This is a genomic window from Pseudomonas sp. GOM7, assembly GCF_026723825.1.
Classification (GTDB): Bacteria; Pseudomonadota; Gammaproteobacteria; order Pseudomonadales; family Pseudomonadaceae; genus Aquipseudomonas.
The window spans coordinates 1,269,602-1,295,773 of the sequence record NZ_CP113519.1 but is presented as its reverse complement, the minus strand read 5'-3'; the positions used below and the strand labels follow the sequence as shown (position 1 = coordinate 1,295,773).

Here is a 26,172-nt window from a genome sequence, read left to right as displayed (position 1 = left end):
CCCAGGCCGCCGAGCAGGGTTCTCGCGCGGCGCTTGGTGTCGTGACTGAGTGAATGAAGTGCGGCAGTCCACTCAGAGCTTGTGGCTGCCCAGCACGCGGAAGCGTTCGGGCGAAATGCGCCGCAAACGCGCCGCGAGCATGACGCCCACCATCAGCGAGAGCGGAATCAGCAGGCACAAGCCGTAGGAGATCAGTTGGCTCGAGCCGGTCAGCACCTCGAAGTGCACCACCGCCAGCACCAGCACGAAGAGCAGCGCGATACCGGAGAACGCTGGCAGGATGAAGCGGCGCACGAGGCCCAGACCCAACTCCGGATGCTTGTGGAAGTAGGCCAGCACCGCTACCGACGTCAGCGCCATCAGCAGGATCAGCGACAACGCGGCCAGGCTGGAGAACCAGGCGAACAGTTGCAGGATCGGATCGGCTCCGGCAGCGGCGAAGACCAGTACCACCACGGCGGAGATCAGGGTTTGCACCGACGAACCGACGTGCGGGCTCTGGTGGATGCGGTGGGTGGTGCCCAGCAGGCCATGCAGCAGGCCATCGCGGCCGGTGGCATAGAAGTAGCGCGCCGCTGAGTTGTGGAAGGCCAGCAGGCCAGCGTAGATGCTGATCAGGAACAGCACGCGGATCACCTGGGTCAGCTCGGCACCGACGAAATGATCGGACAGCCCATAGATAAAGGTGGTCGGATCTTCCAGCGATTGCAGCAGCGGCACGATCTTGTCGGAACCCACGCCGATCACCATGGCCCAGATCGACAGGCCGTAGAAGCAGCCGATCAGCAGCACCGACGCATAGGTGGCGAAGGGAATCGCGCGCTGCGGATCCTTCGCTTCCTCGCCATAGATGGTGGTGGCCTCGAAGCCGATGAAGGCGGCGAAGCAGAACAGCAGGCCGATCGACGGATTGCCACTGAATACGTGCTCGGGCTTGAAGGAATCGAGGTTGATACCGTGGTCGCCGCCACTACGCAGGATGGCAACATCCAGGAAGAGGATCGCCAGATATTCGGCAATGACGATGAACGACAGCACACGGGCAGAAAGATCGATGTTGCGATACCCGAGAATGGCCACGCTGACCATCGCCAGCAGCGCATAGACCCACCATGGCAGGTCGATGGCGAACACGCTGGCCATGGTGCCAGCGGCTACGCCACCGAACATGCCGTACAGACCGATCTGTAGGATGTTGTAGGCGAACATCGCCAGCACACCTGCCGCGCCGCCAGCCAGCCCACCGAGGCCACGCGCCGAGAAGGCGTAGAAGCCACCGGCGTTGGTGACATGGCGCGCCATGGTGGTGTAGCCGACCGAGAAGGCCAGCAGCACCAGCAGGGTCAGCCCCAGCAGTACCGGCGTGCCGGCACCGTTGCCGAGCATGATACCAATGGGGAATCCCCCTGCCAGCACACTCAGCGGGCTGGCCGCCGACACCACGAAGAAGATGATGAAACCGACGCTGAGGGCGCCACGCCGCAGCTCGTTGGAGCTGACAGCCGGACTCATGGGTACGCTCATTCTCTTGACCTTATTGTATGAGGCAGTCGTTGGTGGGGCGCAGAGCGGCGCAGGGCCTCTCATGCCAACCAGCGAAATAGTTGTTGTAGTCACGCTAGCGACTTCGATCCTAGGCCCATCCCCAACCAGGCGTTAGCCCAAATCGGCAGCATCGACAGCCATGCGCCGAGATGAGGCAGCGCCCCCGGGACGAGGCGATCCACGCCTTCGCTCGAAAGAACCGACAGATCCCCCGCCCCCTGCAACGGCTGGCGCTGCGGGCACCACGCCAGGGCAATCCGGGTGACTGGCCATGAGCTGGAACGACCAAGGTTCTGGGCAATGCTCGCGCCACTCAATTGCGTGCCCCCTTACCGAGCAAAGCGGCAGAGTTGCAGGTGCTGCTCGTGCAATCACCGCTGCAGGTGCTCACCCCGGAGCAAAGGCGTAAGAGCTACCTGCTGGAAAGTCGGCGACCTGGCAAAAGCTGGCCGTCGATGAGGCCAGGGCCGCTACGAATCTGACCCGATAGCCCGACTATGGCCAGTGCCGGCCTAGTCCGTACCAGAGTGCCATTTGTCGAAAAAGACGAGCCTGGATTGCTGGTAACAAGGCGACTGCTATCCTGATCCTAGGTATCACACCACTGTCACATCCGCTTCAGAACCCAATCGCAACGACAAGAGGCACTCACCCAGAGATATCCCCACCGGGAATGTCGCCAAACAATTTGCAATTGCCAGACGACAGACAGCACAAGGAAGCATCATGAACGTCCTCACTTCTCTCCTGCTCGACCTGAGTGTGCGCAAGAAATTACTCGGCGGCTTCGGTCTGATTCTGCTCATCACGCTTGCCACCGTCTGGATTGGCAGCTCCAGCCTCAATACCACGCTCGAACGCATCGACAGCCTGATGGGTGTCGGCGAAATCAATACCAATCTGCTGATGGCTCGTCAGCAGGAAAAAAACTACCTGCTACGCCAGGACGAAAAAGCGCTGCAGGATGCCCTGTCGATATCGCAACAACTCCATCAACAGGCGGCCGAGAAAGAGGCAACACTCGACCGCCCGGAAAACAAGGCGCTGATGCGCCAGATTCAGGAAGACGCCGACAGCTACCGCAACGAGCTGGTGCAGCTCCAGGCCGCCGGCAAGCTCAGCAACGATGCCATGCATGCCATGGAAAACTCGGCCCGCGCGGCACTCAAGATGTTCACCGAGCTGGAAACCGCCCTGCGCCAGCAGGCCGTGGTGGAGATTCAGGGCACTGGCGACCAGAACGGTATTGCCATGCTCGATCGCGCCAACCTGGCCAGCACTCTGGCCCGGGAGCTGCTAGAAGCCCGTCGCCGGGAAAAGGACTTCCTGCTGCGCAAGGATGCCCAGTACGCACAGCTACTCGAAGCGCACTTCAGCGAGATCGAAGCGAAAGGCCAGCAACTGCTGGACGAACTCGGCAACAGCAGTGCCCGCAGCGAGGTGCAGAATGCGCTCGAACAAATGGCCAACTACCGCAGCCAATTCGCTCAACTACAGGACAGCCTGAACCAACTGCGGCAGAGCGAGCAGGATATGACCGACCGCGCGCGCGAAGTCGCCGCAGCCTCACAGCAGTCGCTGCAGATGCAACGCGACCTGATGCAGAACGACTCCAGCATGGCCAGGCGCAACCTGCTGCTGGCAGCGGTGGTTGCGTTCATCCTCGGCGTCGCCTGTGCGCTGTTCATCACCCAGGCCATCGTCGGCCCGCTGCAGCGCGTGGTCGGTATCGCCCGCCAGGTGGCCGATGGCGACCTGACGACAGACATCCAGAGTGACCGCCGCGACGAGCTGGGGCAACTGATGCAAGCCATGCAGGCCATGACTCTCAGCCTGCGCGACCTGATCGGCAAGCTCGGCTCCGGCATCGCCCAGCTCGCCACGGCGGCCGAGGAACTCTCGACCGTCACCGGGCAGACCAGTGCCGGCGTCACTCAGCAACGCATGGAAACCGACCAGGTGGCCACGGCCATGCACGAGATGGCCGCCACGGTACAGGACGTTGCGCGCAACGCCGAAAATGCAGCCAGCTCGGCCACCGACGCCGAAGAGCAGACCCGCCAGGGCAGCACCATCGTGCAGCAGGCCGTCAGCCGTATCGAACAGCTAGCGCGCACCGTGGAAGCCTCTGCCGAAGCCATCGCCCGTCTCAAGGGCGACAGCGCCAACATCGGCACCGTGCTCGACGTGATCAAGAGCATCGCTGAACAGACCAACCTGCTCGCCCTCAACGCCGCCATCGAAGCGGCCCGTGCCGGTGAGGCAGGCCGTGGTTTCGCCGTGGTCGCCGACGAAGTCCGCGCCCTGGCACGGCGCACCCAGGAATCCACCCAGCAGATCGAGCAACTGGTGGTCACCTTGCAAAGCGGTGCCGAGAACGCCGTGGGCGTGATGGCGCAAAGCCGTGGCATGGCCGGGGAAACCGTGGAAGCGGCACGCCAGGCCGGCACCGCACTGACCCGTATCGACGAGGCGGTGTCACGCATCCAGCAGATGAATCAGCAGATCGCCACCGCCTCCGAGCAGCAGAGTTCGGTGGCCGAGGAGATCAACCGCAGCGTTTCCAGCATCCGCGACATCGCCGAGCAATCGGCCGCCGCCAGCGAGGAGACTTCCGCCGCCAGCGTCGACCTGGCGCGCCTGGGCAGCGACCTGCAGCAACAGGTCGCGCGCTTTCGCATCAACTGACCCGCCACAACGGCCGCGCGACCTCACAGGCGCGCGGCCCTGGCAACCTCACCGCGACAACATGGCGCCCTTGGCGCGACCTTTTGCCCTGGCGGTTAACGCAAATTGATCTTATTTAAATGAGGTTAGCCTGCTAATCTTGACGCCCCGCCCGTCCGGATCGCGTTACCGATGCCGCCTTTCCTCCGTCCGTTTCCCCTGCTGGCCCTGCTGCTGAGCGCCTGCGACCAGCAGCCCCGCTTCACTGCCGCCGAGCCTGGAGAAGCGCTCTCGGCGGGTGCCGCCACGGTACGCAAGTTCGATCACAACGCCTTTTCCCAGCCCTCGGCCAACCTGGCGCCAAGCCGCCGCCTGGATTTTTCGGTGGGCAACAGTTTCTTCCGCAACCCCTGGGTACCGGCCCCCGCTTCCACCACCGCGCGCGATGGCCTCGGCCCGCTGTTCAACACCAACGCCTGCCAGAACTGCCATATCAAGGACGGTCGGGGTCATCCCCCGGAAGCCGATGCAAGCAGCGCGGCATCGATGCTGGTGCGCCTGTCGATTCCGGGCACGGCAGAAGATGGCGAACGGCTGCTGCACCAGGGCGTAGTGCCCGAACCGACCTATGGCAGCCAACTGCAGGACATGGCCAACCCGGGCATAGCTCCCGAAGGCAAGGTGCGCCTGAGCTACAGCAGCGTGCCGGTGCGCTTCGCCGATGGCACCGAGGTGCAACTGCGCAAACCGCAGTTGCAGATCAGCCTGCTCGGTTATGGCCCCATGCACCCAGACACCCGTTTTTCTGCCCGCGTCGCCCCACCGATGATCGGCCTGGGCTTGCTCGAGGCCATTCCCGAGGCCGACATCCTGGCCAATGCCGACCCGGACGACGCCAATGGCGACGGTATTTCCGGTCGTGCCAATCAGGTCTGGGATCGCGCCCTGCAGCGCACCGTGCTCGGCCGCTTCGGCTGGAAGGCCGGCCAGCCCAGCCTCAACCAGCAGAACGCCGAGGCCTTCGCCAATGACATGGGCCTGACCACCACCTTGATTGCCCATGACAACTGCACCCAGGCCCAGACCGACTGCCTGGCGACGGTCAACGGCGGCGTGCCCGAGGTCAGCGACAACATCCTTGCCAGCGTGCTGTTCTACAGCCGCAATCTGGGTGTACCGGCACGCCGCGATGTCGATGCGCCCGAAGTGCTCGAGGGCAAGGGCCTGTTCCATCAGGCCGGCTGCCAGGGTTGCCATACGCCGAGCTTCACCACCGCCGCCGATGCCGCCGAACCCGAGCTGGCCAACCAGCTGATCCGCCCCTACAGCGACCTGCTGCTGCACGACATGGGCGAAGGCCTGGCCGATGGTCGCGAGGAGTTTCTCGCCACTGGCCGCGAGTGGCGCACGCCACCGCTGTGGGGCATCGGCCTGACCCAGGCGGTCAACGGTCATACCCAGTTCCTGCATGACGGTCGCGCGCGCAACCTGCTGGAGGCCATACTCTGGCACGGCGGTGAGGCCGAAGCGGCCAAGCAGCGCGTGCTGCAATTCGATGCCAACGAGCGAGCCGCCCTGCTCGCCTTCCTCAATTCCCTCTAAGGAGCCCGAGATGTTGCACAAGAGCCTGATCGCCTCCCTGCTTGGCCTGGCCCTGGTCGGCTGCGGCCAGCAGGATCAGACCGCCAAGGTCACCGGCGCCCTCGCCGACGGCGTGCTGCTGCCGGCTTATACCAGTTGGCAGGAGGCCGATCGGCAACTGGCCGAACGCAGCGCGGCCTTCTGCGCCGGCACGGCGGATCTGCCCGCCACGCGCCAGGCCTTCCTCGGTGCCATGAGCGCCTGGTCGGCGCTACAACCCCTGATGATCGGCCCCATGGCCGAAGGCAACCGCGCCTGGCAGGTGCAGTTCTGGCCGGACAAGAAGAACCTGGTGCAGCGCCAGGTGGAAGCCCTGCTCAAGAGCAAGCCGCAACTGAACCAGGCCGACCTCGCCAGCGCCAGCGTCGTGGTACAAGGCCTGACGGCTGCGGAATACGTGCTGTTCGACAACGGCATCGACCTCAGCCAGGACGCACAGAAAGCTCGCTACTGCCCACTGTTGCAAGGCATCGGGCAACACCAGCAGGCCCTGGCCGCGGATATCGTCGCGCAATGGCAAGCCGACAAGAATGGCATGGCCGCCCAGCTCAAGACCTTCCCCAATGACCGCTATGCCGATGCCAAGGAAGCCGTGGCCGAACTGCTGCGCGTGCAGGTCAGCGGCATCGACGGCCTGAAGAAGAAACTCGGCGCACCGCTCGGCCGCCAGAGCAAGGGCATTCCCCAGCCCTACCAGGCCGAGGCCTGGCGCAGTGGCGCCAGCCTGGCCAACATCGCCTCGGCCCTGGCCAGCGCCGAACTGCTCTGGCACGGCAGCAACAAGGATGGCCTGCAAGCGCTGCTGGGCAGCGACCAGGCGGAACTGGCCCAGCGTATCGACGCCGCCTACCTCGACACCCGCCAGCGCCTGGCCGCCCTCGACCTACCGCTGAGCGAACTGCTCGCCAACGAAGAGGGCCGCAGCCAGTTGAACGAACTGTACGACAGCCTCAACCGCCTGCATCGCCTGCAGGAAAGCGACCTGGCCAAAGCCCTCGGCGTACAGATCGGCTTCAACGCCCACGACGGGGACTGATGGATGCAACGCAGAACCTTCCTCGGCCTCGCCGCCCTGCTCGGCGTCGGCAGCACCGCCGGTGCCTTCGCCGGCTGGACACTGTTCGGCAATGCCGGCCAGCCACTGCTGCTGTCGGCCCGCGACGACGCCGATGGCCGCCACTATGCGGTGGGCTACCGCCTCGATGGCGAACGCGCCTTCGCCACCGCCGTGAACGAACGCTGCCACGACGTGGTGCCGCACCCCAGCCTGCCGCTGGCGCTGTTCGTCGGTCGCCGTCCGAGCACTGAAAGCTACCTGATCGACACTCGCGACGGCCGCCTGCTGCAGACGCTGCACTCGCCGCAGGGCCGTCACTTCAACGGCCATGCGGTGTTCCATGGCAGCGGCGAGTGGCTGTACACCACCGAAAATGACACCAGCGAGCCCGGCCGTGGTGTGCTCGGCAGCTATGCTCTCAAGGATCAGCGCCTGGAACGCACCGGCGAATACTCCACCCACGGCGTTGGCCCACACCAGTTGCTGTGGATGCCCGACGGCGAAACCCTGGTGGTGGCCAATGGCGGTATCCGCACCGAAGCCGAGAGCCGCGTGGAGATGAACCTCGACGCCATGCAGGCCAGCCTGGTGCTGATGAAGCGCGACGGCAGCCTGCTCAGCCAGGAGCGCCTGGCCGACCAGCAGAACAGCATCCGCCACCTCGCCGTGGCCCGCGATGGCACCGTGGTCAGCGGCCAACAGTACATGGGCGACATGCACGATGCCGTGCCGCTGCTGGCGATCAAACGCCCCGGCCAACCCTACCAGCCCTTCCCCCTCGGCGAAGCGCAGCGCGTGGCCATGAACCAGTACACCGCCAGCGTCGCCATCCACGACGAGCTGCGCCTGCTGGCGATGACCGCACCGCGCGGCAACCGCTTCTTCGTCTGGGATCTGGACAGTACCGAAGTGCGCCTGGACGTGCCCCTGGCGGACTGCGCCGGCGTCGGCGCCGTGCGTGACGGCTTCGTCGTCACCTCCGGTCAGGGCCGCTGCCGCCTGTACGACTGCCGCAGCGAACGCATCACCAACAGCGCCCTGCAACTGCCCGCCGGCCTGTGGGACAACCACCTGCGCCTGGCCTGAAACGCAGGAGCCGGCCATTGACGGGCAATGCGCCGACGCATTGCCACTGGCCGTGTCACTTCAGCATGCGGCGCATGACGTCGTTACGCGGATCCTTGTCGAACAACCGATGCTTCATGGTGCCCAGCAGATGCAGCACGATCAGGCCAAGCAGGGTGTAGGCCAGAACCTTGTGCAACCACTGGAAGACCACGAACCAATCATCGTTCTTGGGTAGCAACTCGGGTAGATCCACACCAAAGAAGTACACGCCGTCGCTCATGGTAAAGGTGCTCGACATCGAATACCCCATCAGCGGCACCACGACCAACAGCACGTACATGCTTCGCTGCACCAGTTGCGCGAGGAAGCGCTCGTGTGTGGCGAGAGTTTTCGGAGGTTTCGGCAATACCGGCGTTTTCACCCGTATGACGATCTGCAGCACTACCAGAATGAAAGCCAGTACACCGAAGGATTTGTGCCAGGGGTAATAGAGCACGAACTTGCTCTCTACCTCGTCACTCATCCCAGTCATGTGCCAACCCGCCCAGAGCAGGCCAATGATCAATACTGCGCGCACCCAGTGCAGGAGCAACAGTGTTCTCGGATAGTGGTCGACGGGTTCTTTCTCTATCGCACTCATCGCAGCCCCTTTTCATTGATCAGCAAGGCGTTGGAAATACCGGCGTACCGGCCACCCCTGGCATCGAGGGATGGCGCGGCAGCACGGTGTTTGGGCTTAACTGGGCAGTAATACGGTGACTACTTTCTCTTCGGTGTAGGCAAGCGCCCCACCGAAGCCACCTTCGCGACCGATGCCGCTGGTCTTCACGCCGCCCCAGGGCAGATTGGCGTCCAGCGGGCTCCAGCAGTTGACGCCTACCGCACCAGCCTTCAGCGCTGCGGCTACACGGTGAGCCCGTGTCAGGTTGCTGGTCCATACCGTGGCCGCCAGGCCATAGGTGGAGTCGTTGGCCATTGCAATGGCTTCTTCTTCCGTATCGAAGGTGATCACAGTGCCGACGGGGCCGAATATCTCCTCCCGGGCAATGGTCATGTCATTGCGGGCATTGGCGAAAATGGTCGGACGGACGAAGAAGCCGCGCTCAGGCTTCGATACACCGCCAGCCAACAGCGTCGCGCCCTGCTCGATGCCGAGCTGGATGTAGCGATTGACCCGCTCGAACTGGGCCTTCTTGGCCACCGGCCCCATCTGGTTGTCCGGCTGCCGCGGGTCACCAACCTTGACCGAATTGGCCGCTTCGGCCAGCGCCGCTGCGAAACGCTCGGCGATGCTGCGTTGCACCAGAATCCTCGAGCCTGCTGCGCAGACCTGGCCCTGGTTAGCGAACAGGCCGAGCGAGCAGCCAAACAGCGCATCCTCGAACGCAGCATCGTCGAAGACGATCTGCGGGCTCTTGCCCCCCAGCTCCAGCGCCACACGCTTGAACAGCACACCTGCAGTGCGCTGGATCTCACGGCCGGCCTCCGGGCTGCCGGTGAAACTGATCTTGGCCACGTTCGGGTGCTCGCACAGGGCACGGCCCACCTCGGCGCCATAACCCGTAACCACATTGATCACGCCATCGGGGAAGCCCGCCTCCTGAGCCAACTTCGCCAGATGCAGAGCCGATTGTGGCGTTTCTTCCGAAGGTTTGATCACCACCGTGCAACCAGCCGCCAGCAGCGCAGCGAGCTTCCATACGGTGATCATCAACGGCGAGTTCCAGGGCACGATAGCCCCGACCACGCCGACTGGTTCACGCACAGTGTAAGACAGGGTCTTGGTGCCGAAATACCCTCCGCTTGGAATGGTGCGCCCCTCTAGCTGGTTGGCCCACCCCGAGGCGGCCCGCAAATGGGCGATGGCATTGGGCAAGTCCATCCGCCGTGGCTCCATGGGCGAACGGCCGATGGCCTGGGCGTCCATATCGGCCAGCAGCTCGCTGTCACGCTCGACCAGATCGGCCAGCCTGGTCAGCAAGCGAGCCCGCTGGGCACCATCGAGCAGACTCCAGGCGCCCTCTTCTAGCTGCGCATGCGCCGCCGCCACCGCGCGATCGACGTCTTCACGCGTGCCGCGTGCCGAACTGCCATAAAGCTGTTCGGTCACCGGGTCGACGAGATCGATATGGCGGCCGTCCGAGGCCTCGACGGCCGCGCCGGCGATGAAGTGTTTCAAGTGCTGAGTCATGGGCATATCCCTGAGTTGCGCAATGGGTTACTTGAGCGAGGCCAGGGCATCGCCAAAGATGTCCAGGCCCCTGAAGAACAGCGCCCGCGAGATGGTCAGCGACGGCATGAGGCGCATGACGTTGCTGTAGCGGCCGCAGGGGATCATCAGCACACCGTGGTTCATCAGGTAGCCCATCAACTGGCCGATCTTGTCGCGTTCCAGCGGCGTCTTGCTGGCCTGATCCTCGACCAATTCGATGCCGATCATCAGGCCACGGCCGCGCACCTCACCCACCCAAGGGCTGTTGAACCCACGGATACGCGCCTGCGCTTCCAACCCCAGAGCGTGAGCGCGGTTGAGCAGATCGAGCTCCGGATCCTGCAGGATGGCGATGTTGGTCAGCGCCACGGTGGCGGACAGCGAGTTGGCGGCGAAGGTGTTGGGCACGGAGCCATCGGGAATGGCCGCAGCCAGATCCGAGCGCATCATCAGCCCCGCCATGGGCAGATCGCTGCCGATGCCCTTGCCGAAGGTGAGCATGTCCGGCTTCACGCCCGAGTGCTCGACGGCCCACATCTTGCCGGTACGCCCGGCGCCCGCCTGCACCTCGTCGACGATCAGCAGCGTGCCGCTGCGGTCGCAGGCCTTGCGCAGCAATTGCAGGAACTCGGGCGATGGCGGCACATACCCCCCCTCCCCCTGCACCGGTTCGACGATCACCGCCGCCACGTCGTCAGCGCCGGTATAGGGCGTATTGAGCAGGTAGTCCACGTATTCGCCGGCAATTTGCTCGGCACTCTTGTGGGTGGTGTCGAACGGAAAGCGATAGGCATAGGGGTAGGGTGCGTGAATCACGCCGCCCATCTGTGCTCCGTAGCCTTTGCGGTAGGCATTGCCGGTGGTCAATGCACCCGAGGCATGCCACACACCGTGGTAGCCGCCGTGGAAGGCAACGATCTGATGCCGGCCGGTGATGCGCTTGGCGAACTTGATCGCCGCCTCCAGTGCATCGCTGCCGCCCTGGGTGAAAAAAGTGATGCAATCACCACGCAAGCCCTCGGGGGCGATCTCGGACATCTTGGCCGCCAGCTCGGTACGCCGGGTGCTGTTGATTTCCAGAGCGTGCATGAGCACTTCGGACTGTTCGCGAATCGCCTGTACCACTTCCGGGTGGCAGCGCCCGACGCTGCTGACGCCAACCCCGGCCGACAGGTCGATATAGGTATTGCCGTCTGGATCCTTGAAGGTCGCACCGAAGGCACGATCCATGGCGATGGGCATACGGCCGCCGCCGCGCGCCATGGATTCGGTGCGCGCCGACAGGGCCAGCGCCTCACTGGTTTTCGGGCCGGGCAATGTGCTGGTGACGATTTGCGGAGCATCCGCAAAGTGCAGGGATTCGAGTTTGGCTTCGCTCATGATGGCCTCTGGGAGATGTGATTCAGGGTGAATCGATCATCTCCCCAGCGCCTCGGCAGTCGGTATCCCAAATCGGCACTTGAGAGGTTCCACTCAGCACGAGTGTCGTTTACAAACAGTGGGCAGAATCGTCGGCATGTGCGAGCATCGGCTGCGATAACGGCCTGAAAACAACAAAATGGGTGGAGACCTTACCGTCCATGAAAAGTCAGAACATCAGTCATTTCAGTGACATACATGTTCACGCCGCCACCGTGCAGCAGTGGTGTCAGGACTACAGCCAGCTCACCGCCGGCTCGAGCGAAAGCTCGCTGATGCAACTGACCACCGAGCGCTGCCACGTCTTCCTCGAGCAGATCAACCAACGCGTCGTGCAGAACGGCGTGGCGCCCCGCAGCAAGATGTGCTTCGCCCTGCCGATCAACGTGCCGGGATCGATTCGCATGCAAGGCCGAGATGTGGATGACCGCAGTCTGTTCTTTCTCCATGGCGGCGAAGAGTTCATGTTCCATATGCCCACGGGCATGCAGTTGCTGTCGGTCACCTTCGAGCGCGAGATGTTCGAGCAGGCCCTGTCGCAAATCCCTTCGGCGAAGGAAATCGGCGCCCTGCTGCGTCAGCCCGTGATCCGAGTATCCAAACAGCGCTTCACCGATACTCGCCGCCGGCTGTTGTCGATGTTCGCCCAGGCACTGAGCAGTGAAGCGCTACCCGACACCTGGGAAAGAACCCGCGAACTGGCGCTGGAGCAGGCGATGCTCGATGAACTGCTGCAATTGATGATCGATCCGGCCTGCGACAAACAACAGCGTGCGCCCAGCTCAACGCGCAGCTTCATCGTCGAGAAGTGCCACCGCCTGGTGGCGGCGGAAACGACCCAAAGCCCCAGCGTGAACGACCTGTGCGAACGCTTGCATGTCAGCCGGCGCACCTTGCAGAACAGCTTCAACGCGGTTGCCGAGACCACCCCATTGAACTACCTGCGCTCGGTGCGGCTCAACGGCGTGCGCCGGGCGCTGATATCCACCCAGGCAACACAACTGTCGATAGGCGATGCCGCAGCACAATGGGGCTTCAGCCACCTCAGTCATTTCGCCGCCGAATACTTTGAACTGTTCGGCGAGCTCCCCTCACAGACCGCACGCGCGGCCATTCCCGCCACGCCATAACCTGAGCTGGCTCGGGGCCTCCTGCATCTTCGGCTGCATGGATGCACAACGCACTCGCTGGAGAGCCAGGGATGCAAGTCAGGGAATACGGAGATTCAACCGGCAAACCGGTTGTCTATTTCCATGGTGCGCCGGGCTCCCCCAATGAAGCACGCATGCTCGACGCCCCGGCAAAGCAGCACGGCTTGCGCGTGCTCTGCCTCGACAGGTTCGCCATCGACCAGCGCCTCCAGGGCGCGGCTTACTACCGACATCTCGCCCAAGCCATCAACGCCGTTAGCTCGAATACTCCAGTCGACTTCATCGGCTTTTCCCTGGGCACCCATGTCGCCCTGGAAACCAGCCGCCATCTGCCTGGCCAGGTGAACGCCCTACACCTCGTCTCGGCTGTGGCGCCGCTCGATCGAGGTGATTTTTTGCCAGCCATGGCAGGCAAAGCCGTATTCAAACTGGCCCGAGACCATGCTGGCCTCTTCCGTCTGCTCAGCCGCTTTCAGTCCATTCTTGCCAGACACTCACCTGGCCTTCTGCACCGCATGCTATTTGCCAGCGCCCAGGGCGTGGACGCCGAGCTGGCGCAACAGCCCGAGTTCAAGGCGAGCATGCAACGCATTCTGGCCGAGTGTTTTGCCGAGGGGATTGGCGGCTATGCGCGGGATATCGAGCAGTTTCTGGGGCCATGGTCGGTGGGCATATTTGACGAAGCGACTCCTGTTCATCTCTGGCATGGCAGCGCAGATAACTGGTCACCACCCGGCATGAGCCGCTACCTGGCGCGCGTCATGACCGACAAGGTGCAGGCTCACTGGATGGAAGGCTTGTCCCATTACTCCTGCCTGCAGAAGGCGGCACCCGAGATATGCCGGTTATTGTCATAGTCAGGATGGCTAACTCGAGATGCCCCGAAGCGGCCTGGCCATATAGCGCACCCAGCCAATGCGGCCTTCCTCCTTCTTGCCGAGATCAACGAAACCCGCCTTGGCGTAAGCATTACGCGCCAACCGATTTTCTTCATCCACGGACAGGATAAGTTCGGTTGCCCCAGGCCAATGCTCAGCCAACCAGCCAGGCACAGCCCGCAAAGCGGCAGACCCCAACCCCTTGCCTTGCTGGAGGGTATCGATGCGCATGGCGCTGACAACGACAGCAGTCACCCCTGCCCACGCCGGTGCGCTGGCCCCACGTTTAAGCAGTAGAAAGCCAACCACACTGCCCGCTTCAATAATCGCCAGGCCGGCAATCTCATCAGCCTGATCCGCCTGGCACACCTGAACCGAATGCTCCACCGTGCCGGCAAACTCGATCTGCTGCGCCGTAACGCTCAGAGTCAGGACCGCAGCCTGCTGAGATGGAGAAAGCGATTGCCAGCGCTGAAGTGACACCTCGCGGGATTGCACCAGAGCCTCCATGTTCAGTCTCGATTGCGCAGCCGCCACTGCGCTGCCACTTCACCCATGGTCTTAGGCCTTCCATCCTTGATCCAGGCCATGAACGCACGATCGAACTTGAAACCAGGGCCACAAGCCGCCGTCAGGAATCGACGCACGTTCTGGGTATTCCGATAGCCTTCGGTCACCGGGGTTTCGGCGCTGATCGGGCCGCTGTGCCAGTCAAAATCCACCATCACTCACTCCTTGATATTTAGGTCTGGTCTTGCTCATTCGTAGGATGGGTTGAGTACAACGAAACCCATCATGTCCCTGCCCCCTGGGTATCGCTGCGTTCAACCCAGGCTACTTACTTGAGCGGCTTGTTAAGAGACATTTCTCACTTCCTCTTTTACTAGTTCGTCTACAGCATATATTTTTGTGTAATATTTGAACTCCAGAGGCGACAGCATACGATCTATAAAATCTTTCATTTCTTCTACATTTTCATCTGTAGCTATAGCAAACACTAAAGAAAAATCTTTCTTTTCGACTTCATTTAGTGATTCATAAAATGCTCGAAATCGATGAACAAGACCTGATACCATGGACGAACTCATTGTATTCTTGTTCATACGTTTAATTTCAATGGCAGTGATGTTACTTCCTTTTCGAATAACCCCATCAAAAATAAATCTATACCTGTCATTTTGAAACTTCATATCACGCTCAATAGTTTCACCAAACTCATTCTCTAACTTGGCAATTAGAATATCTTCAAGCAACCTTCCTTCCCTCATTCTTTGTCTATTGATGCTTCTCAATATTTCAGAATGCTTAGCTCTTTCTTCTGACGTGCTAATTTTCCCCATGCTTAGTCGTATCTCTGAATCCACTACAGCCTCCTTTACCTTCTCAAGGTCAACAGAATTCACAGAGTCATTACCCAACTCTTGAATATTGTTCGTTAGGAGATCATCGTTCAATTCATTCTCCATCTTTAAGAAGATTTCTGATGCAGAGGCCTTTTGAAGGTTTACAAAGTGCTCTTCATTTTGAAAATCTGAAGGAGCATAAAGAACCTTGTAATTCCAATTAAGAGTTATGAAAAATAATATGACCAAAGTAAAGGGAAAAATCATGAGAAACCATATAAAAAGCTCCTGATTATTTGGGGCTATGTGTGGCAGAACCATTGCTCCACTGATTTCAGCAATTCCAGCAAAAATAGCAATAACGGATAAAGGGTTTTTTATTGTACCAAATTTATTTTGCATTGGTCCTTTCCATCTGGTTTACGCTAGACACGCCTCTTAACGTTTGGTTAAGGGGCGGGCTTTAGCCCGTCCCAGTGAGCGAAGCAAACGGTTTGAATGCTGTAATGGACTCCCCAACGCCACAGTTCTATACCTGAGTGCTGTGGTAGCTGAAATTGGGAGAGCTGTTATGAAGTGCATTGCCGTTGATCTGGCCAAGTCCGTTTACCAAGTTGCCGAGAGTGTCCGTTTCGGCCAGGTGGTGCAGCGCAAGCGGCTGAACCGGGAGGCGTTCAGGCGATATATACAGGAGCAGGCCGAGCCGGTCGAGTGGGTGATGGAAGCCTGCGGCACAGCGCATTACTGGGGACGGTTGGCGCAATCGCTGGGACATCAGGTCCGGCTGCTGCATCCGCGTTACGTGCGGCCCTATCGTCGGCGCAACAAGACCGACCGCAACGACTGCGATGCCATGCTGGAAGCCGCGCGCTGCACCGATATTCATCCCGTGCCGGTGAAGAGCCACGATCAACAACAGCTCCAGCAATTGCATGGACTGCGGGAAACCTGGAAGAAGAGCCGCACCCTGCGCATCAACCTGCTGCGCGGCATGGCTGACGGCACAACGCTGCCAGGCCCGTACACCTGAAAAGCTGACGCAGTTACAGCGATGGGCCGTCGAGACGGCAGCCCGTATCGGTCACAACAAAGCAGCAGTGGCCCTGGCCAATAAGCTGGTGCGGATCTGCTGGGCGGTGTGGTGCCATGAGCAGCGGTTCAGTGGCAATTGGCAGAGCGTAAAGCCCGCCTGACGGCGGGGGTAATCAGAAAGGTGTGATGGTTTTCTTGTGGTTGTGGTGAATAGCGAAACTGTCGGAACAGGCGAGTCCTGCAGCGGAACAAGGCCGATAACAATGATGATCCCAGGGATCGATTGAACGCTTGGCCCCCGCTGTGCGAAATACAGAATGGCCAGGGCGCAAGAGCCCACAACAGGCCGGATATACGAATGCAACCGCGCTGACGACAGGATCGAAAAGCTATTGCTCACTACTTGCGGGGGTAGTCCATATACATTGTTAGCTGACACGCTGCGCATGTAGTGACCGCATAAGAGATTCTCGCGTAGTTAGGTCTTTAACAAAGGAGCTAATTTCTTCAGATGGCATGGTAATTTTGATAGAAAAGTTGGTTCGGGATAATAGTGCTCTTTCTCTTGGTGATCTTGAGGTGTACAGCTCAGGGGGGGAGAGTAGAGCCGTGGATTGCAATTGATAAAGACTCGCCATCAAAGGAGGAGTTGAAATCGACGCTATCGATGTACCGTATTATTGAGCCATACTCACATGCTGAGCGGCCTTCGCGCTCACTGATTTGACCAAAGATACGGAGTGGCGTGATTTGGTCTTCTTTTGGCCATGTACCGGTGGTGGCGAGCGATAAAAACTCGCCAGGTGAGAGAAAGAGGCTGATATGGGGACCGTCTTCTCTGATTTGGCTTTCAGATAACGATGAGCTCTCTAGATTCCAGAAATAGAAGATGCTTCGGCTGTATTCAGGCCGAATGTGGGCTTTTATAAGTTCGTCGTTGATGCGGACTGAGCATTCCATGGCGGCAGCTAACAGTGATTAGATAGAAGGCGGTACTAATCCAATAGTAGAGCCTTCCATATAACTCTGCACCATCCAGCTCACAAGCCTTCAAAAAGATCTTGAAAATCAAATCTTTGCGCCTACGCCGACACAGCACGCCGTATTCGCTTGACCTCCGCTTTTGCCCCCTCAATTACGATGGGATAGACAAAAAGCCCACGGATTGCAGCCAACCTTTCCTGCCGAACCACGCCCACAACGCTCGCCCCCGTGACAACGGCGCAAAGCACCAGCAGCCGCCAAAATGCCGCTTTCAGCGCTTAAATACCTTGCAAATGAGCGCTTTTTGACATCGTCAGCGAGCGGCACTATCGTGCTCAGTCCTGCCTATTCCAGGCTCGACCCCGCTCTGCCAAGGAACCGGAATATGTTGCTCCGCCGCATGCTGATCATGCTGGGTGCCGTCTTGCTCGTGGTGCTCGCCCTCGCCGCCTATAAAGGCTTCTCGATCTATAAACAGGTGCAGATGTTCTCGGCGCCACAGCCGGCCATCAATATTTCCGCCGCCACCGCTATCGAGCAGCCGTGGCAAGGCCGCTTGCCAGCCATCGGTACGCTCAAAGCCTATCAGGGCGTGGACTTGTCCGCAGAGGTCGAGGGGATCGTGCGTGAGGTGCTGTTCGAGTCGGGGCAGAAAGTTCAGCGCGGTCAGGCGCTGATCCAGCTCGACAGCGAGGTGGAGCGCGCCAGCCTGGCCACCGCCGAGGCCGAGCGCAGCCTGGCGCAGATCGAGTACGAACGCGGACGCAGCCTAGTCAGCCGCTCGAACATTTCCAAGAGCGAGTTCGACCGCCTGGCCTCGACCCTGCAGAAGGCCACCGCCAGCGTCGCCCAACTCAAGGCGCAGCTAGACAAGAAGCGCATCAACGCGCCCTTCTCCGGCACCATTGGCATTCGCCAGGTCGACCCCGGCACCTACCTGTCCCCAGGCGCGGCCATCGCCACCCTGCAGGATCTGTCGCAACTGAACGTGGACTTCTTCCTGCCCGAGCAGCAGGCGCCGAAACTGGCCGTCGGCCAACGCGTGCAGGTCAGCGTCGCCGCTTACCCGGGCGAGACCTTCGCCGGCAGCATCAGCGCCATCAACCCCAAGGTGGAGAAAGACACCCGCAACCTGCAGGTGCGCGCCACCCTGGCCAACCCGGACGAGAAGCTGCTGCCCGGTATGTTCGCCAATCTGCAGGTGGAGTTGCCGTCCGACCAGGCCCGGATCACCGTGCCGGAAACCGCCATCACCTACACCCTGTATGGCAACTCGGTGTACCTGATCAGCGAGAAGCAGGACGACAAGGGCGAGGCGGTGAAGACCGATGACGGCAAGCCCTATCTGGTGGTGCAGCGCCATTTCGTCACCACGGGCGAGCGGCGTGACGGTAGCGTGGTGATCCTCGAAGGCTTGAAGGCCGGCCAGCAGGTGGTCATTTCCGGCCAGTTGAAACTGGACAACGGTTCTCATGTGGCCATCGTGGATGATCCCGTGCAGCCCAGCATCGAGCCGAGCGCCAACTGACGAGCCCCGTGGCCGCCCCTATGTAGGCGGCCACGGTCAGCAACAGCCAAGGAACCCATCATGGCTTTCACCGATCCTTTCATCCGTCGCCCCGTGCTGGCCACCGTGGTCAGCCTGCTGATCGTCCTGCTCGGCATCCAGGCGTTCGGCAAGCTGGTCATCCGCCAGTACCCGCAGATGGAAAACGCCCTGATCACGGTCACCACCGCCTACCCCGGCGCCAATGCCGAGACCATCCAGGGCTATATCACCCAGCCACTGCAGCAAAGCCTGGCCAGCGCCGAAGGCATCGACTACATGACCTCGTCGAGCCAGCAGAACCTGTCCACCATCTCCATCTACGCGCGCATCGGCGCCAACAGCGACCGCCTGTTCACCGAGTTGCTGGCCAAGGCCAACGAGGTGAAGAACCAGTTGCCGCAGGACGCCGAAGACCCGGTGCTGAGCAAGGAAGCAGCCGATGCCTCGGCGCTGATGTATGTCAGCTTCTACAGCAAGGAGCTATCCAACCCGCAGATCACCGATTACCTCTCAAGGGTGATCCAGCCCAAGCTGGCCACCCTGCCCGGCATGGCCGAGGCGCAGATCCTCGGTAACCAGGTGTTCGCCATGCGCCTGTGGCTGGATCCGGTGAAGATGGCCGCCTACGGCGTGACCGCAGGCGACCTCAACGATGCCGTGCGCAAGTACAACTTCCTCTCTGCCGCCGGCGAGGTGAAGGGCGAGTACGTGGTCACCAGTATCAACGCCAGCACCGATCTGAAATCACCCGAGGCCTTCGGCTCCATTCCGGTGAAGACCCAGGGCGATAGCCGCGTGCTGGTGCGTGATATCGCGCGGGTGGAAATGGGCGCGGCCAGCTACGACGCGATCAGCTCCTTCGACGGCATACCCTCGGTGTACATCGCCATCAAGGGTACGCCCAGCGCCAACCCGCTGGACGTGATCAAGCACGTGCGCGCGGCCATGCCCGACCTGGAAGCGCAGTTGCCGCCGAACCTCAAGGTGGCCATCGCCTACGACGCCACCGAGTTCATCCAGGCCTCCATCGACGAGGTGGTGAAGACGCTGGGCGAAGCGGTGCTGATCGTCATAGTCGTGGTATTCCTGTTCCTCGGCGCCTTCCGCTCGGTGCTGATCCCGGTGGTCACCATTCCGCTGTCGATGATCGGTGTGCTGTTCTTCATGCAGTTGATGGGCTATTCGATCAACCTGCTCACCCTGCTGGCCATGGTGCTGGCCATCGGCCTGGTGGTGGACGATGCCATCGTGGTGGTGGAGAACATCCACCGCCATATCGAAGAGGGCAAGACGCCCTTCGATGCCGCCATCGAAGGGGCGCGCGAGATCGCCATGCCGGTGATCTCCATGACCATCACCCTGGCCGCGGTTTACGCGCCCATTGGCTTTCTCGAAGGACTGACCGGCGCGCTGTTCAAGGAGTTCGCCCTGACCCTGGCCGGCGCGGTGATCATCTCCGGCATCGTCGCCCTGACCCTGTCGCCGATGATGTGCGCCAAGCTGCTGCGCCACGAGGAGAACCCCTCGGGCCTGGCGCATCGCCTGGATCAGCTATTCGACAAGCTCAAGCAGCGTTATCAGAAGATGCTCCACGGCACCCTGAACACTCGCCCGGTGGTGGTGGTGTTCGGCCTGATCGTGATGGCGCTGATCCCGGTGCTGCTCAGTTTCTCGCAGAACGAACTGGCGCCCGAGGAAGACCAGGGCATCGTGTTCATGATGACCCAGTCGCCACAGCCCACCAACCTGGACTACATGAACGCCTACACCGACCAGTTCGTGGAGATCTTCAAGACCTTCCCCGAGTATTACTCGTCGTTCCAGATCAATGGCTTCAACGGCGTGCAGTCGGGTATCGGCGGCTTCCTGCTCAAGCCCTGGGATCAGCGTTCGCGCACGCAGATGGAGATTCTTCCGGAGGTGCAGGCCAAGCTCGACAAGATTCCCGGCCTGCAGATCTTCGGTTTCAACCTGCCGTCGCTGCCGGGCACGGGCGAAGGCCTGCCGTTCCAGTTCGTGGTCAACACGCCGAACGATTACGAGTCGCTGCTGCAGGTGGCCGAGCGGATCAAGGCGCGCGCGCAGGAGTCCGGCAAGTTCGCCTTCCTCAATATCGACCTGGCGTTCGACAAGCCGGAGATCGTGGTCGACATCGACCGTGAGAAGGCCGCACAGATGGGCGTATCCATGCAGGATCTGGGCACCACCCTGGCCAGCCTGCTCGGCGAAGGCGAGATCAACCGCTTCACCATCGACGGGCGCAGCTACAAGGTGATCGCCCAGGTGGAGCGTGCCTACCGTGACAATCCGGGCTGGCTGGACAGCTACTACGTGCGCAGCGAGAGCGGCCAGATGGTGCCACTGGGCACCCTGATCAGCATCAGCGACCGCGCACGGCCGACCAAGCTCAATCAGTTCCAGCAGCTCAACTCGGCGATCATCCAAGGCTTCCCCATCGTCAGCATGGGCGACGCCATCGACACCGTGACCCAGATCGCCCGTGAGGAAGCGCCACGCGGCTACAGCTACGACTACGCCGGCGCCTCGCGCCAGTACGTGCAGGAAGGCAGCGCGCTGTTCCTCACCTTCGGCCTGGCACTGGCGATCATCTTCCTGGTGCTGGCGGCACAGTTCGAGAGCTTCCGCGACCCGCTGGTGATCCTGGTCACCGTGCCGCTGTCGATCTGCGGTGCCTTGATCCCGATCTTCCTCGGTTTCTCCACCATGAACATCTACACCCAGGTGGGCCTGGTGACGCTGATCGGCCTGATCAGCAAGCACGGCATCCTCATCGTCGAGTTCGCCAACCAGCTACGTCGCGAGAAGGGGCTGAAGGTGCGCGAGGCCATCGAGGAAGCCGCCGCCATCCGCCTGCGCCCGGTGTTGATGACCACCGCCGCCATGGTCTTCGGCATGGTGCCGCTGATCCTCGCCACCGGCGCCGGTGCGGTGAGCCGCTTCGACATCGGCCTGGTGATCGCCACCGGCATGAGTGTCGGCACGCTGTTCACCCTGTTCGTGCTGCCCTGCGTCTACAGCCTGCTAGCCAAGCCAGACGCCGAGCCGCAACAACAGGCGGAGGTCTCCCCCGCGCACTGATCAGGGCCTTAACCCGTAGGGTGCGCCGTGCGCACCGCCTCTCGACTTATGGGGAACGGTGCGCACGGCGCACCCTACGATGACCAAACGACAAAAGGTCGCAATTAACTCTTGCTATTTACGTAATAGGAATTATTCTCAGTTGCGTAATGACGGCCAAGGAGAATTGCCATGACCTACCTGATCGATGCCTGGCTGGATCGGCCACATCCCTATCTGCGCATCCTCAACCGCCAGACTGGCGAAGTCTGCGCTGTGCTGGAAGAAGACGCGCTGGACGAGCTGCGCGACCAGGGCGACCTGGATCTGCACGAACTCAACTCCTGCGAACCCGGCGTGCTCAAGGAGCTGGTGCGCAGCCTGTTCCTGTTCTGCTATGCACGGGCCTTGCGCCCGTCCTGAAACGAAGCGGCCCCCCTGCCATGCAGAGGGCCGCTCGATCGTAGGGTGGACGACGCTTCACCCGTCCACCGTCGCCAGGGTGTACAAGAACAGCGTGTGCAATTGTTCGGTGCGCAAACACAAACGGGGCGCCCTGTTACCAGGGCGCCCCGTTTCGTTGGATCAGGCTGCCATGTAGGGTGCGCTGTGCGCACCGAAGCAACGGCCAGCTGCTCAAGGCTTACAGGATGTCGAGCAGCTCGACATCAAACACCAGCACGCTGTGCGGCGGGATGCTGCCAACACCCTGGGCGCCGTAGGCCAGCTCGCTCGGCACGTGCAGGCGCCACTTGCTGCCGGTGCCCATCAGTTGCAGGGCCTCGACCCAGCCTGGGATCACGCCGCCAACCGGGAATTCCGCCGGCTGGCCGCGCTCGTAGGAGCTGTCGAACACGGTGCCGTCGATCAGGGTGCCGTGGTAGTGGGTACGCACCTGGTCGTCCGCCGAGGGCTTGCTGCCCTCGCCCGCCACCAGCACTTCGTACTGCAGGCCGGACGGCAGCACGGTCACGCCTTCACGCTTGGCATTCTCGGCCAGGTAGGCGCGGCCTTCGCCCGCAGCGGCTTCGGCCTTGGCAGCGGCCTCGGCCTGCATGATTTCGCGGATGACCTTGAAGCTGGCGCCCAGTTCAGCCTCGGAAACGCGGCTGGCCTGGCCAGTGAAGGCATCGGTCAGACCGGCGAGGATGGCCTGCAGGTCGACGCCCGGTGGCGGGTTATCGCGCAGTTGACCACCGAGCTGGCGGCCGATGCCGTAGCTGACGCGGCCCTCGTCGGAGGACAGATCGGGGCTGAAGGTGAATTCGGACATGAAAAGGCTCCGCTAGGGGCTGCAAAAAGGCCGGCCAGACTAGCACAGAAGCCGGGCGCAGGGTCATGCCTGCGTGCCTTGCCCGTCGCGGCTAAAGCCCCTCCCACAGCAGATTCCGTGGGAGGCGCTTCAGCGGCGACAACCCGTATCTACAGGGCGTTGCGCCCCCGTCGACAACGCTCGGAGCAATAGCGCACTTCCTCCCAACAACGTGCCCACTTCTTGCGCCAGGTGAACGGCAGGCCGCAGACCAGGCAGGTCTTCACCGGCAACTGGCTCTTCTTCATAGCCTCTGTCCGGCATCGAGCCGGGCCAGCAGGCGCTCGCCCCAGTTCCACAACGCCTGCTGCTTGGCCTCGCTCATGCGCGCCAGGTTACGGTAGACCATGCCGATGCGCGGGTTGCGCTCCAGGCGCTCGCGATGGCGCATGAGGAAGTGCCAGTACAACGCATTGAACGGGCAGGCGGAGTCGCCGGTGCTCTCACCCACCTTGTAGCTGCAGCCCTGGCAATGGTTGGACATGCGCTTGATGTACTGCCCGCTGGCGCAATAGGGCTTGGAGCCCAGGTAGCCGCCGTCGGCGTGCATCACCATACCCAGGGTGTTGGGCAGCTCGACCCAGTCGAAGGCATCCATGTATACGGCCAGGTACCAGTCGCAGATGGCCTTGGGCGCGATACCGGCGAGCAGGGCGAAGTTGCCGGTGACCATCAGCCGCTGGATATGGTGGGCGTAGGCATATTCCAGGGTCTGACCGACGGCCTGGCGCATGCAGTTCATGCGCGTGTTACCTGTCCAGTAGAACTCCGGCAATGCCCGCGAATTGCTGAAGGTGTTGCCCTCGGCATACTCCGGCATGCGCAGCCAGTAGATACCGCGCACGTACTCGCGCCAGCCGATCAACTGACGGATGAAGCCTTCGGCAGCATTCAACGGCACCTCGCCCGCACGATAGGCCGCCTGCACCTCGCTGCACAGCCTGCGCATGTCGAGTAAGCCGATGTTCAGCGCGGCGCTGATGCGTGAATGGAAGAGAAAGGGTTCGTCATCGGCCATGGCGTCCTGGTAATCGCCGAAGTCGGCCAGGCCATGAGCGAGAAAATGCTGCCACAGGCGTTCGGCCTGCTCGGCGGTCACCGGGTAGTCGAAGCCGTCCAGACGACCGTAGTGATGGGCGAAGCGCTGCGCCACCAGCTCCAGCACCTCACGGCTGATGCCATCCGGCTCGATCTGCAACGGTGGCGGCGGCCGCACGCCTTTGGGTAATGCCTTGCGGTTGTCGGCATCGAAGTTCCAGGCACCGCCCTCGGGGCTGCCGTCCGGGTTCAGCAGCAGGCCGCTGACGCGGCGCATCTCGCGGTAGAAGAACTCCATGCGCAATTGCTTGCGCCCCTGCGCCCAGGCGGCGAAGGTCTCGCGCGAGCAGAGAAAGCGTGTGTCCGGGTGCCAGTGAATCGGCACGCCGCAATGGCGTAGCGCCTGTTCCAGGCGCCAATCGCCACACTCGGTCAGATGTACCTCGGCCGGATTCAACTGCTGCGTCCAGCGTTGCAACTCACCGGGCAGCGAGCCGCTGTTGGCAGGATCGTCCAGCTTCACGTAGTGCACCTGCAGGCCCTGCCCGCGCAGGGCCTCGGCGAAGTGCCGCATGGCGCTGAAGATGAAGGCGATCTTCTTGGGGTGATGGGGCACATGGCTGGCCTCCTCCATCACCTCGGCCAGCAGGATGCGATCACGCTGTGGATCAACGTCGTGCAACGCGCCGAGCCCAAGGGTGAGCTGGTCACCCAGCACCAGGATCAGGCGGCGCACGCTCACTTTGGCCGTCACCAACCGGAACGAAAGGCGATGGGCACACGCAGGCTGTTGTCAGCCGATGGCATGCCGCACATCTCGTCATGCACCGAACTGTGCACCAGAAAGAATGGCATTACTGGCATCTCCTGCAACAGGTCGCGGGCATGTTCGACCGAGCGCAGATTGAGCATGCTGCCCTGCTCATCGCGAATCGGATGAGGATGGCCATCCATACGTGCCTCGAGCAGGTAGATGCCGCCCTCCAGGGAGATCAGGTTGAGTTCACCGATGCGTCCGGCCTGGGCGTGGGTGGAAAGGTCATTGAGCTTCATGGCATATCCTCGTTTTCGCGAAAACTATACAAAAACCTATACAAAAACAATTCTTGTACAGCAAAACAAAAGCACAAGGCCCAAACGAAACCGCCCGTCCGTTTTGCAACGGACGGGCGGCGGTGAAGCGCGGCGGGCGGATCAGTTGTCGTGCTTGGTCAGCTTGTCCAGATAGCCCATGGCGAAAGCGGAGCCAACGAAGGTCAGGTGGATGATGACGTACCACTTGAGGTATTGCAGATCGTAGCTCTTGGCGTCCATGAACACCTTGAGCAGATGAATGGAGGAAATCGCCACGATGGAGGCCGCCACTTTCATCTTCAGTGAGCTGGAATCCATCTTGCCGAGCCAACTAAGCTTCTCGGTGTCCTCATGAATATCCAGGCGGGAAACGAAATTCTCGTAGCCCGAGAGCATCACCATCACCAGCAAGCCACCGACCAGCGCCATATCGATCAGCGACAACAACTTGAGGATCACATCCGCTTCGGCAAGGGAAAAGATCTGCGGCAGGATGTGATAGAGCTCTTGAAAGAATTTTACCGAAAGCGCCAGCACTGCCAGCGACAAACCGAAGTAGATGGGTGCCAGCAGCCAGCGCGAGGCATACATCACGTTTTCAACGAAGCGTTCCATGGGGGCTCACTGAAGATGGCAAAAACGGCGGCGAGTATAACCAGCGGCGCCGGGCATACAAAGCACAGCGAGATATTGTGGATAACCTTGTGGCCAGAATGCCGCTCGTACTGGCCGACAAGACCTGGGCGGGGGCAATTCAGCTCTGCCCGTCGGTATCCGGGCGGAAGCGATACTGCCCAGGGTAGCGACGCTGTGCGTCATTGAGGCGACGCAATTCAGCCTGGATGTGCAGGCTCCAGATCGGCAGTTCGTCGCACTTTTCATAACCTTGCACGGCCAGGCTCTCGACGATGGCCGCAAGCACCTCTTCAGCGGCCTGAGGCCCGTAGAATGGGCCTTGCGCCTTGATGGCGGAGGGTTGCGCGGCAGACATACCCGCCGCACAGATCAACGTCCAGCGCCCACTGTCCCCGGCCAATGGGCGAATCGAGCACTCGATGCGGGTCACGAGTCCCAGGCATTGACGAGTAAGGCAGAGGCTGCGCGACATGGCGGCTGTCCCTCGC

Annotated in this window: 22 protein-coding genes and 2 pseudogenes; 11 read left to right on the top strand and 13 right to left on the bottom strand. The window is 61.5% G+C overall.

Annotated elements, in window-relative coordinates; translation table 11 throughout:
- Positions 1–72: 72 nt before the first annotated feature.
- Positions 73–1,524, bottom strand: a complete 1,452-nt coding sequence (locus tag OU800_RS05850; protein ID WP_268181922.1) for an APC family permease — start codon at positions 1,522–1,524, stop codon at positions 73–75.
- Positions 1,525–2,271: 747 nt separating this feature from the next.
- On the opposite strand from OU800_RS05850, the pseudogene OU800_RS24215 reads away from it, so the two are divergent.
- The 5 genes and pseudogenes from OU800_RS24215 to OU800_RS05830 form a co-directional block, all read left to right on the top strand.
- Positions 2,272–3,327, top strand: a pseudogene (locus OU800_RS24215) (methyl-accepting chemotaxis protein); the annotation flags it as partial.
- Between the two features lie 21 nt (positions 3,328–3,348).
- On the top strand, positions 3,349–4,233 hold the full coding sequence (locus OU800_RS24210; RefSeq protein ID WP_442964762.1) for a methyl-accepting chemotaxis protein: 885 nt from the start codon (positions 3,349–3,351) through the stop codon (positions 4,231–4,233).
- Positions 4,234–4,404: 171 nt separating this feature from the next.
- Positions 4,405–5,814, top strand: coding sequence for a di-heme oxidoreductase family protein (locus tag OU800_RS05840; RefSeq protein WP_268181919.1), 1,410 nt, complete (start codon positions 4,405–4,407; stop codon positions 5,812–5,814).
- A 10-nt stretch (positions 5,815–5,824) separates the two neighbouring features.
- Positions 5,825–6,889: an imelysin family protein gene (locus OU800_RS05835; protein ID WP_268181918.1), complete on the top strand. Its 1,065-nt coding sequence runs from the start codon at positions 5,825–5,827 to the stop codon at positions 6,887–6,889.
- Positions 6,890–6,892: 3 nt separating this feature from the next.
- A complete protein-coding gene (locus OU800_RS05830) occupies positions 6,893–7,996 on the top strand; it encodes a DUF1513 domain-containing protein (protein WP_268181917.1) in 1,104 nt (367 codons plus the stop codon).
- A gap of 55 nt (positions 7,997–8,051) precedes the next feature.
- Here the strand turns inward: OU800_RS05830 and OU800_RS05825 are convergent, their stop codons facing one another.
- From OU800_RS05825 to OU800_RS05815, 3 genes are all read right to left on the bottom strand, one after another.
- Positions 8,052–8,618, bottom strand: a complete 567-nt coding sequence (locus OU800_RS05825; RefSeq protein ID WP_268181916.1) for a cytochrome b — start codon at positions 8,616–8,618, stop codon at positions 8,052–8,054.
- Positions 8,619–8,714: 96 nt separating this feature from the next.
- The gene (locus OU800_RS05820) at positions 8,715–10,169 is read right to left on the bottom strand and encodes an aldehyde dehydrogenase family protein (RefSeq protein WP_268181914.1); all 1,455 of its coding nucleotides are present in this window, start codon (positions 10,167–10,169) and stop codon (positions 8,715–8,717) included.
- Between the two features lie 27 nt (positions 10,170–10,196).
- Entirely contained in the window at positions 10,197–11,570 is a 1,374-nt protein-coding gene (locus OU800_RS05815; protein ID WP_268181912.1) for an aspartate aminotransferase family protein, read from the bottom strand.
- Positions 11,571–11,770: 200 nt separating this feature from the next.
- Here OU800_RS05815 and OU800_RS05810 point away from each other — a divergent pair, with 200 nt between their 5' ends.
- Positions 11,771–12,739, top strand: coding sequence for a helix-turn-helix domain-containing protein (locus OU800_RS05810; protein ID WP_268181911.1), 969 nt, complete (start codon positions 11,771–11,773; stop codon positions 12,737–12,739).
- Between the two features lie 71 nt (positions 12,740–12,810).
- Positions 12,811–13,617, top strand: a complete 807-nt coding sequence (locus OU800_RS05805; RefSeq protein ID WP_268181910.1) for an alpha/beta fold hydrolase — start codon at positions 12,811–12,813, stop codon at positions 13,615–13,617.
- 9 nt (positions 13,618–13,626) lie between these two features.
- Here OU800_RS05805 and OU800_RS05800 read toward each other — a convergent pair whose 3' ends face one another.
- The 3 genes from OU800_RS05800 to OU800_RS05790 form a co-directional block, all read right to left on the bottom strand.
- Positions 13,627–14,148 (bottom strand): GNAT family N-acetyltransferase, encoded by a 522-nt coding sequence (locus OU800_RS05800; RefSeq protein ID WP_268181908.1) that lies wholly within the window; start codon positions 14,146–14,148, stop codon positions 13,627–13,629.
- A gap of 2 nt (positions 14,149–14,150) precedes the next feature.
- On the bottom strand, positions 14,151–14,360 hold the full coding sequence (locus OU800_RS05795) for a DUF6434 domain-containing protein (protein ID WP_268184211.1): 210 nt from the start codon (positions 14,358–14,360) through the stop codon (positions 14,151–14,153).
- A 132-nt stretch (positions 14,361–14,492) separates the two neighbouring features.
- Positions 14,493–15,383 (bottom strand): hypothetical protein, encoded by an 891-nt coding sequence (locus OU800_RS05790; RefSeq protein ID WP_268181906.1) that lies wholly within the window; start codon positions 15,381–15,383, stop codon positions 14,493–14,495.
- 169 nt (positions 15,384–15,552) lie between these two features.
- Between OU800_RS05790 and OU800_RS05785 the strand changes: the two are divergent.
- From OU800_RS05785 to OU800_RS05770, 4 genes and pseudogenes are all read left to right on the top strand, one after another.
- A pseudogene (locus tag OU800_RS05785) lies at positions 15,553–16,174 on the top strand (IS110 family transposase).
- Between the two features lie 1,208 nt (positions 16,175–17,382).
- The gene (locus tag OU800_RS05780) at positions 17,383–18,525 is read left to right on the top strand and encodes an efflux RND transporter periplasmic adaptor subunit (protein WP_268181905.1); all 1,143 of its coding nucleotides are present in this window, start codon (positions 17,383–17,385) and stop codon (positions 18,523–18,525) included.
- A 60-nt stretch (positions 18,526–18,585) separates the two neighbouring features.
- Positions 18,586–21,645 carry a multidrug efflux RND transporter permease subunit gene (locus tag OU800_RS05775; RefSeq protein WP_268181903.1) on the top strand — a complete coding sequence of 1,020 codons (3,060 nt, stop codon included), beginning with the start codon at positions 18,586–18,588 and terminating at the stop codon, positions 21,643–21,645.
- 171 nt (positions 21,646–21,816) lie between these two features.
- Positions 21,817–22,047: a PA4570 family protein gene (locus OU800_RS05770; protein WP_268181901.1), complete on the top strand. Its 231-nt coding sequence runs from the start codon at positions 21,817–21,819 to the stop codon at positions 22,045–22,047.
- A gap of 220 nt (positions 22,048–22,267) precedes the next feature.
- On the opposite strand, the gene OU800_RS05765 is transcribed toward OU800_RS05770, so the two are convergent.
- The 6 genes from OU800_RS05765 to OU800_RS05740 all read right to left on the bottom strand — a co-directional run bounded on the left by OU800_RS05765 (position 22,268) and on the right by OU800_RS05740 (position 26,156).
- A complete protein-coding gene (locus tag OU800_RS05765; protein WP_268181899.1) occupies positions 22,268–22,897 on the bottom strand; it encodes an FKBP-type peptidyl-prolyl cis-trans isomerase in 630 nt (209 codons plus the stop codon).
- A gap of 149 nt (positions 22,898–23,046) precedes the next feature.
- Positions 23,047–23,184, bottom strand: coding sequence for a DUF2256 domain-containing protein (locus OU800_RS05760; RefSeq protein ID WP_268181897.1), 138 nt, complete (start codon positions 23,182–23,184; stop codon positions 23,047–23,049).
- The gene (locus tag OU800_RS05755) at positions 23,181–24,716 is read right to left on the bottom strand and encodes a cryptochrome/photolyase family protein (RefSeq protein ID WP_268181895.1); all 1,536 of its coding nucleotides are present in this window, start codon (positions 24,714–24,716) and stop codon (positions 23,181–23,183) included. Before OU800_RS05755 ends, OU800_RS05760 begins: the two co-directional genes overlap by 4 nt.
- Before the next feature lie 8 nt (positions 24,717–24,724).
- Complete coding sequence (locus OU800_RS05750; RefSeq protein ID WP_268181893.1) at positions 24,725–25,027, bottom strand: DUF6482 family protein; 303 nt, start codon at positions 25,025–25,027, stop codon at positions 24,725–24,727.
- 141 nt (positions 25,028–25,168) lie between these two features.
- Complete coding sequence (locus tag OU800_RS05745; RefSeq protein ID WP_268181892.1) at positions 25,169–25,663, bottom strand: TIGR00645 family protein; 495 nt, start codon at positions 25,661–25,663, stop codon at positions 25,169–25,171.
- Between the two features lie 139 nt (positions 25,664–25,802).
- Positions 25,803–26,156 carry a PA4575 family protein gene (locus OU800_RS05740; protein ID WP_268181890.1) on the bottom strand — a complete coding sequence of 118 codons (354 nt, stop codon included), beginning with the start codon at positions 26,154–26,156 and terminating at the stop codon, positions 25,803–25,805.
- Between the last annotated feature and the right edge of the window lie 16 nt (positions 26,157–26,172).

What these genes read in the sequence shown, in the direction of transcription:
- OU800_RS05850 (WP_268181922.1), bottom strand. Translation starts at nt 1,524, where the DNA reads ATGAGCGTACCCATGAGTCCGGCTGTCAGCTCCAACGAGCTGCGGCGT.
- OU800_RS24210 (WP_442964762.1), top strand. Translation starts at nt 3,349, where the DNA reads ATGCAAGCCATGCAGGCCATGACTCTCAGCCTGCGCGACCTGATCGGC.
- OU800_RS05840 (WP_268181919.1), top strand. Translation starts at nt 4,405, where the DNA reads ATGCCGCCTTTCCTCCGTCCGTTTCCCCTGCTGGCCCTGCTGCTGAGC.
- OU800_RS05835 (WP_268181918.1), top strand. Translation starts at nt 5,825, where the DNA reads ATGTTGCACAAGAGCCTGATCGCCTCCCTGCTTGGCCTGGCCCTGGTC.
- OU800_RS05830 (WP_268181917.1), top strand. Translation starts at nt 6,893, where the DNA reads ATGCAACGCAGAACCTTCCTCGGCCTCGCCGCCCTGCTCGGCGTCGGC.
- OU800_RS05825 (WP_268181916.1), bottom strand. Translation starts at nt 8,618, where the DNA reads ATGAGTGCGATAGAGAAAGAACCCGTCGACCACTATCCGAGAACACTG.
- OU800_RS05820 (WP_268181914.1), bottom strand. Translation starts at nt 10,169, where the DNA reads ATGACTCAGCACTTGAAACACTTCATCGCCGGCGCGGCCGTCGAGGCC.
- OU800_RS05815 (WP_268181912.1), bottom strand. Translation starts at nt 11,570, where the DNA reads ATGAGCGAAGCCAAACTCGAATCCCTGCACTTTGCGGATGCTCCGCAA.
- OU800_RS05810 (WP_268181911.1), top strand. Translation starts at nt 11,771, where the DNA reads ATGAAAAGTCAGAACATCAGTCATTTCAGTGACATACATGTTCACGCC.
- OU800_RS05805 (WP_268181910.1), top strand. Translation starts at nt 12,811, where the DNA reads ATGCAAGTCAGGGAATACGGAGATTCAACCGGCAAACCGGTTGTCTAT.
- OU800_RS05800 (WP_268181908.1), bottom strand. Translation starts at nt 14,148, where the DNA reads ATGGAGGCTCTGGTGCAATCCCGCGAGGTGTCACTTCAGCGCTGGCAA.
- OU800_RS05790 (WP_268181906.1), bottom strand. Translation starts at nt 15,383, where the DNA reads ATGCAAAATAAATTTGGTACAATAAAAAACCCTTTATCCGTTATTGCT.
- OU800_RS05780 (WP_268181905.1), top strand. Translation starts at nt 17,383, where the DNA reads ATGTTGCTCCGCCGCATGCTGATCATGCTGGGTGCCGTCTTGCTCGTG.
- OU800_RS05775 (WP_268181903.1), top strand. Translation starts at nt 18,586, where the DNA reads ATGGCTTTCACCGATCCTTTCATCCGTCGCCCCGTGCTGGCCACCGTG.
- OU800_RS05770 (WP_268181901.1), top strand. Translation starts at nt 21,817, where the DNA reads ATGACCTACCTGATCGATGCCTGGCTGGATCGGCCACATCCCTATCTG.
- OU800_RS05765 (WP_268181899.1), bottom strand. Translation starts at nt 22,897, where the DNA reads ATGTCCGAATTCACCTTCAGCCCCGATCTGTCCTCCGACGAGGGCCGC.
- OU800_RS05760 (WP_268181897.1), bottom strand. Translation starts at nt 23,184, where the DNA reads ATGAAGAAGAGCCAGTTGCCGGTGAAGACCTGCCTGGTCTGCGGCCTG.
- OU800_RS05750 (WP_268181893.1), bottom strand. Translation starts at nt 25,027, where the DNA reads ATGAAGCTCAATGACCTTTCCACCCACGCCCAGGCCGGACGCATCGGT.
- OU800_RS05745 (WP_268181892.1), bottom strand. Translation starts at nt 25,663, where the DNA reads ATGGAACGCTTCGTTGAAAACGTGATGTATGCCTCGCGCTGGCTGCTG.
- OU800_RS05740 (WP_268181890.1), bottom strand. Translation starts at nt 26,156, where the DNA reads ATGTCGCGCAGCCTCTGCCTTACTCGTCAATGCCTGGGACTCGTGACC.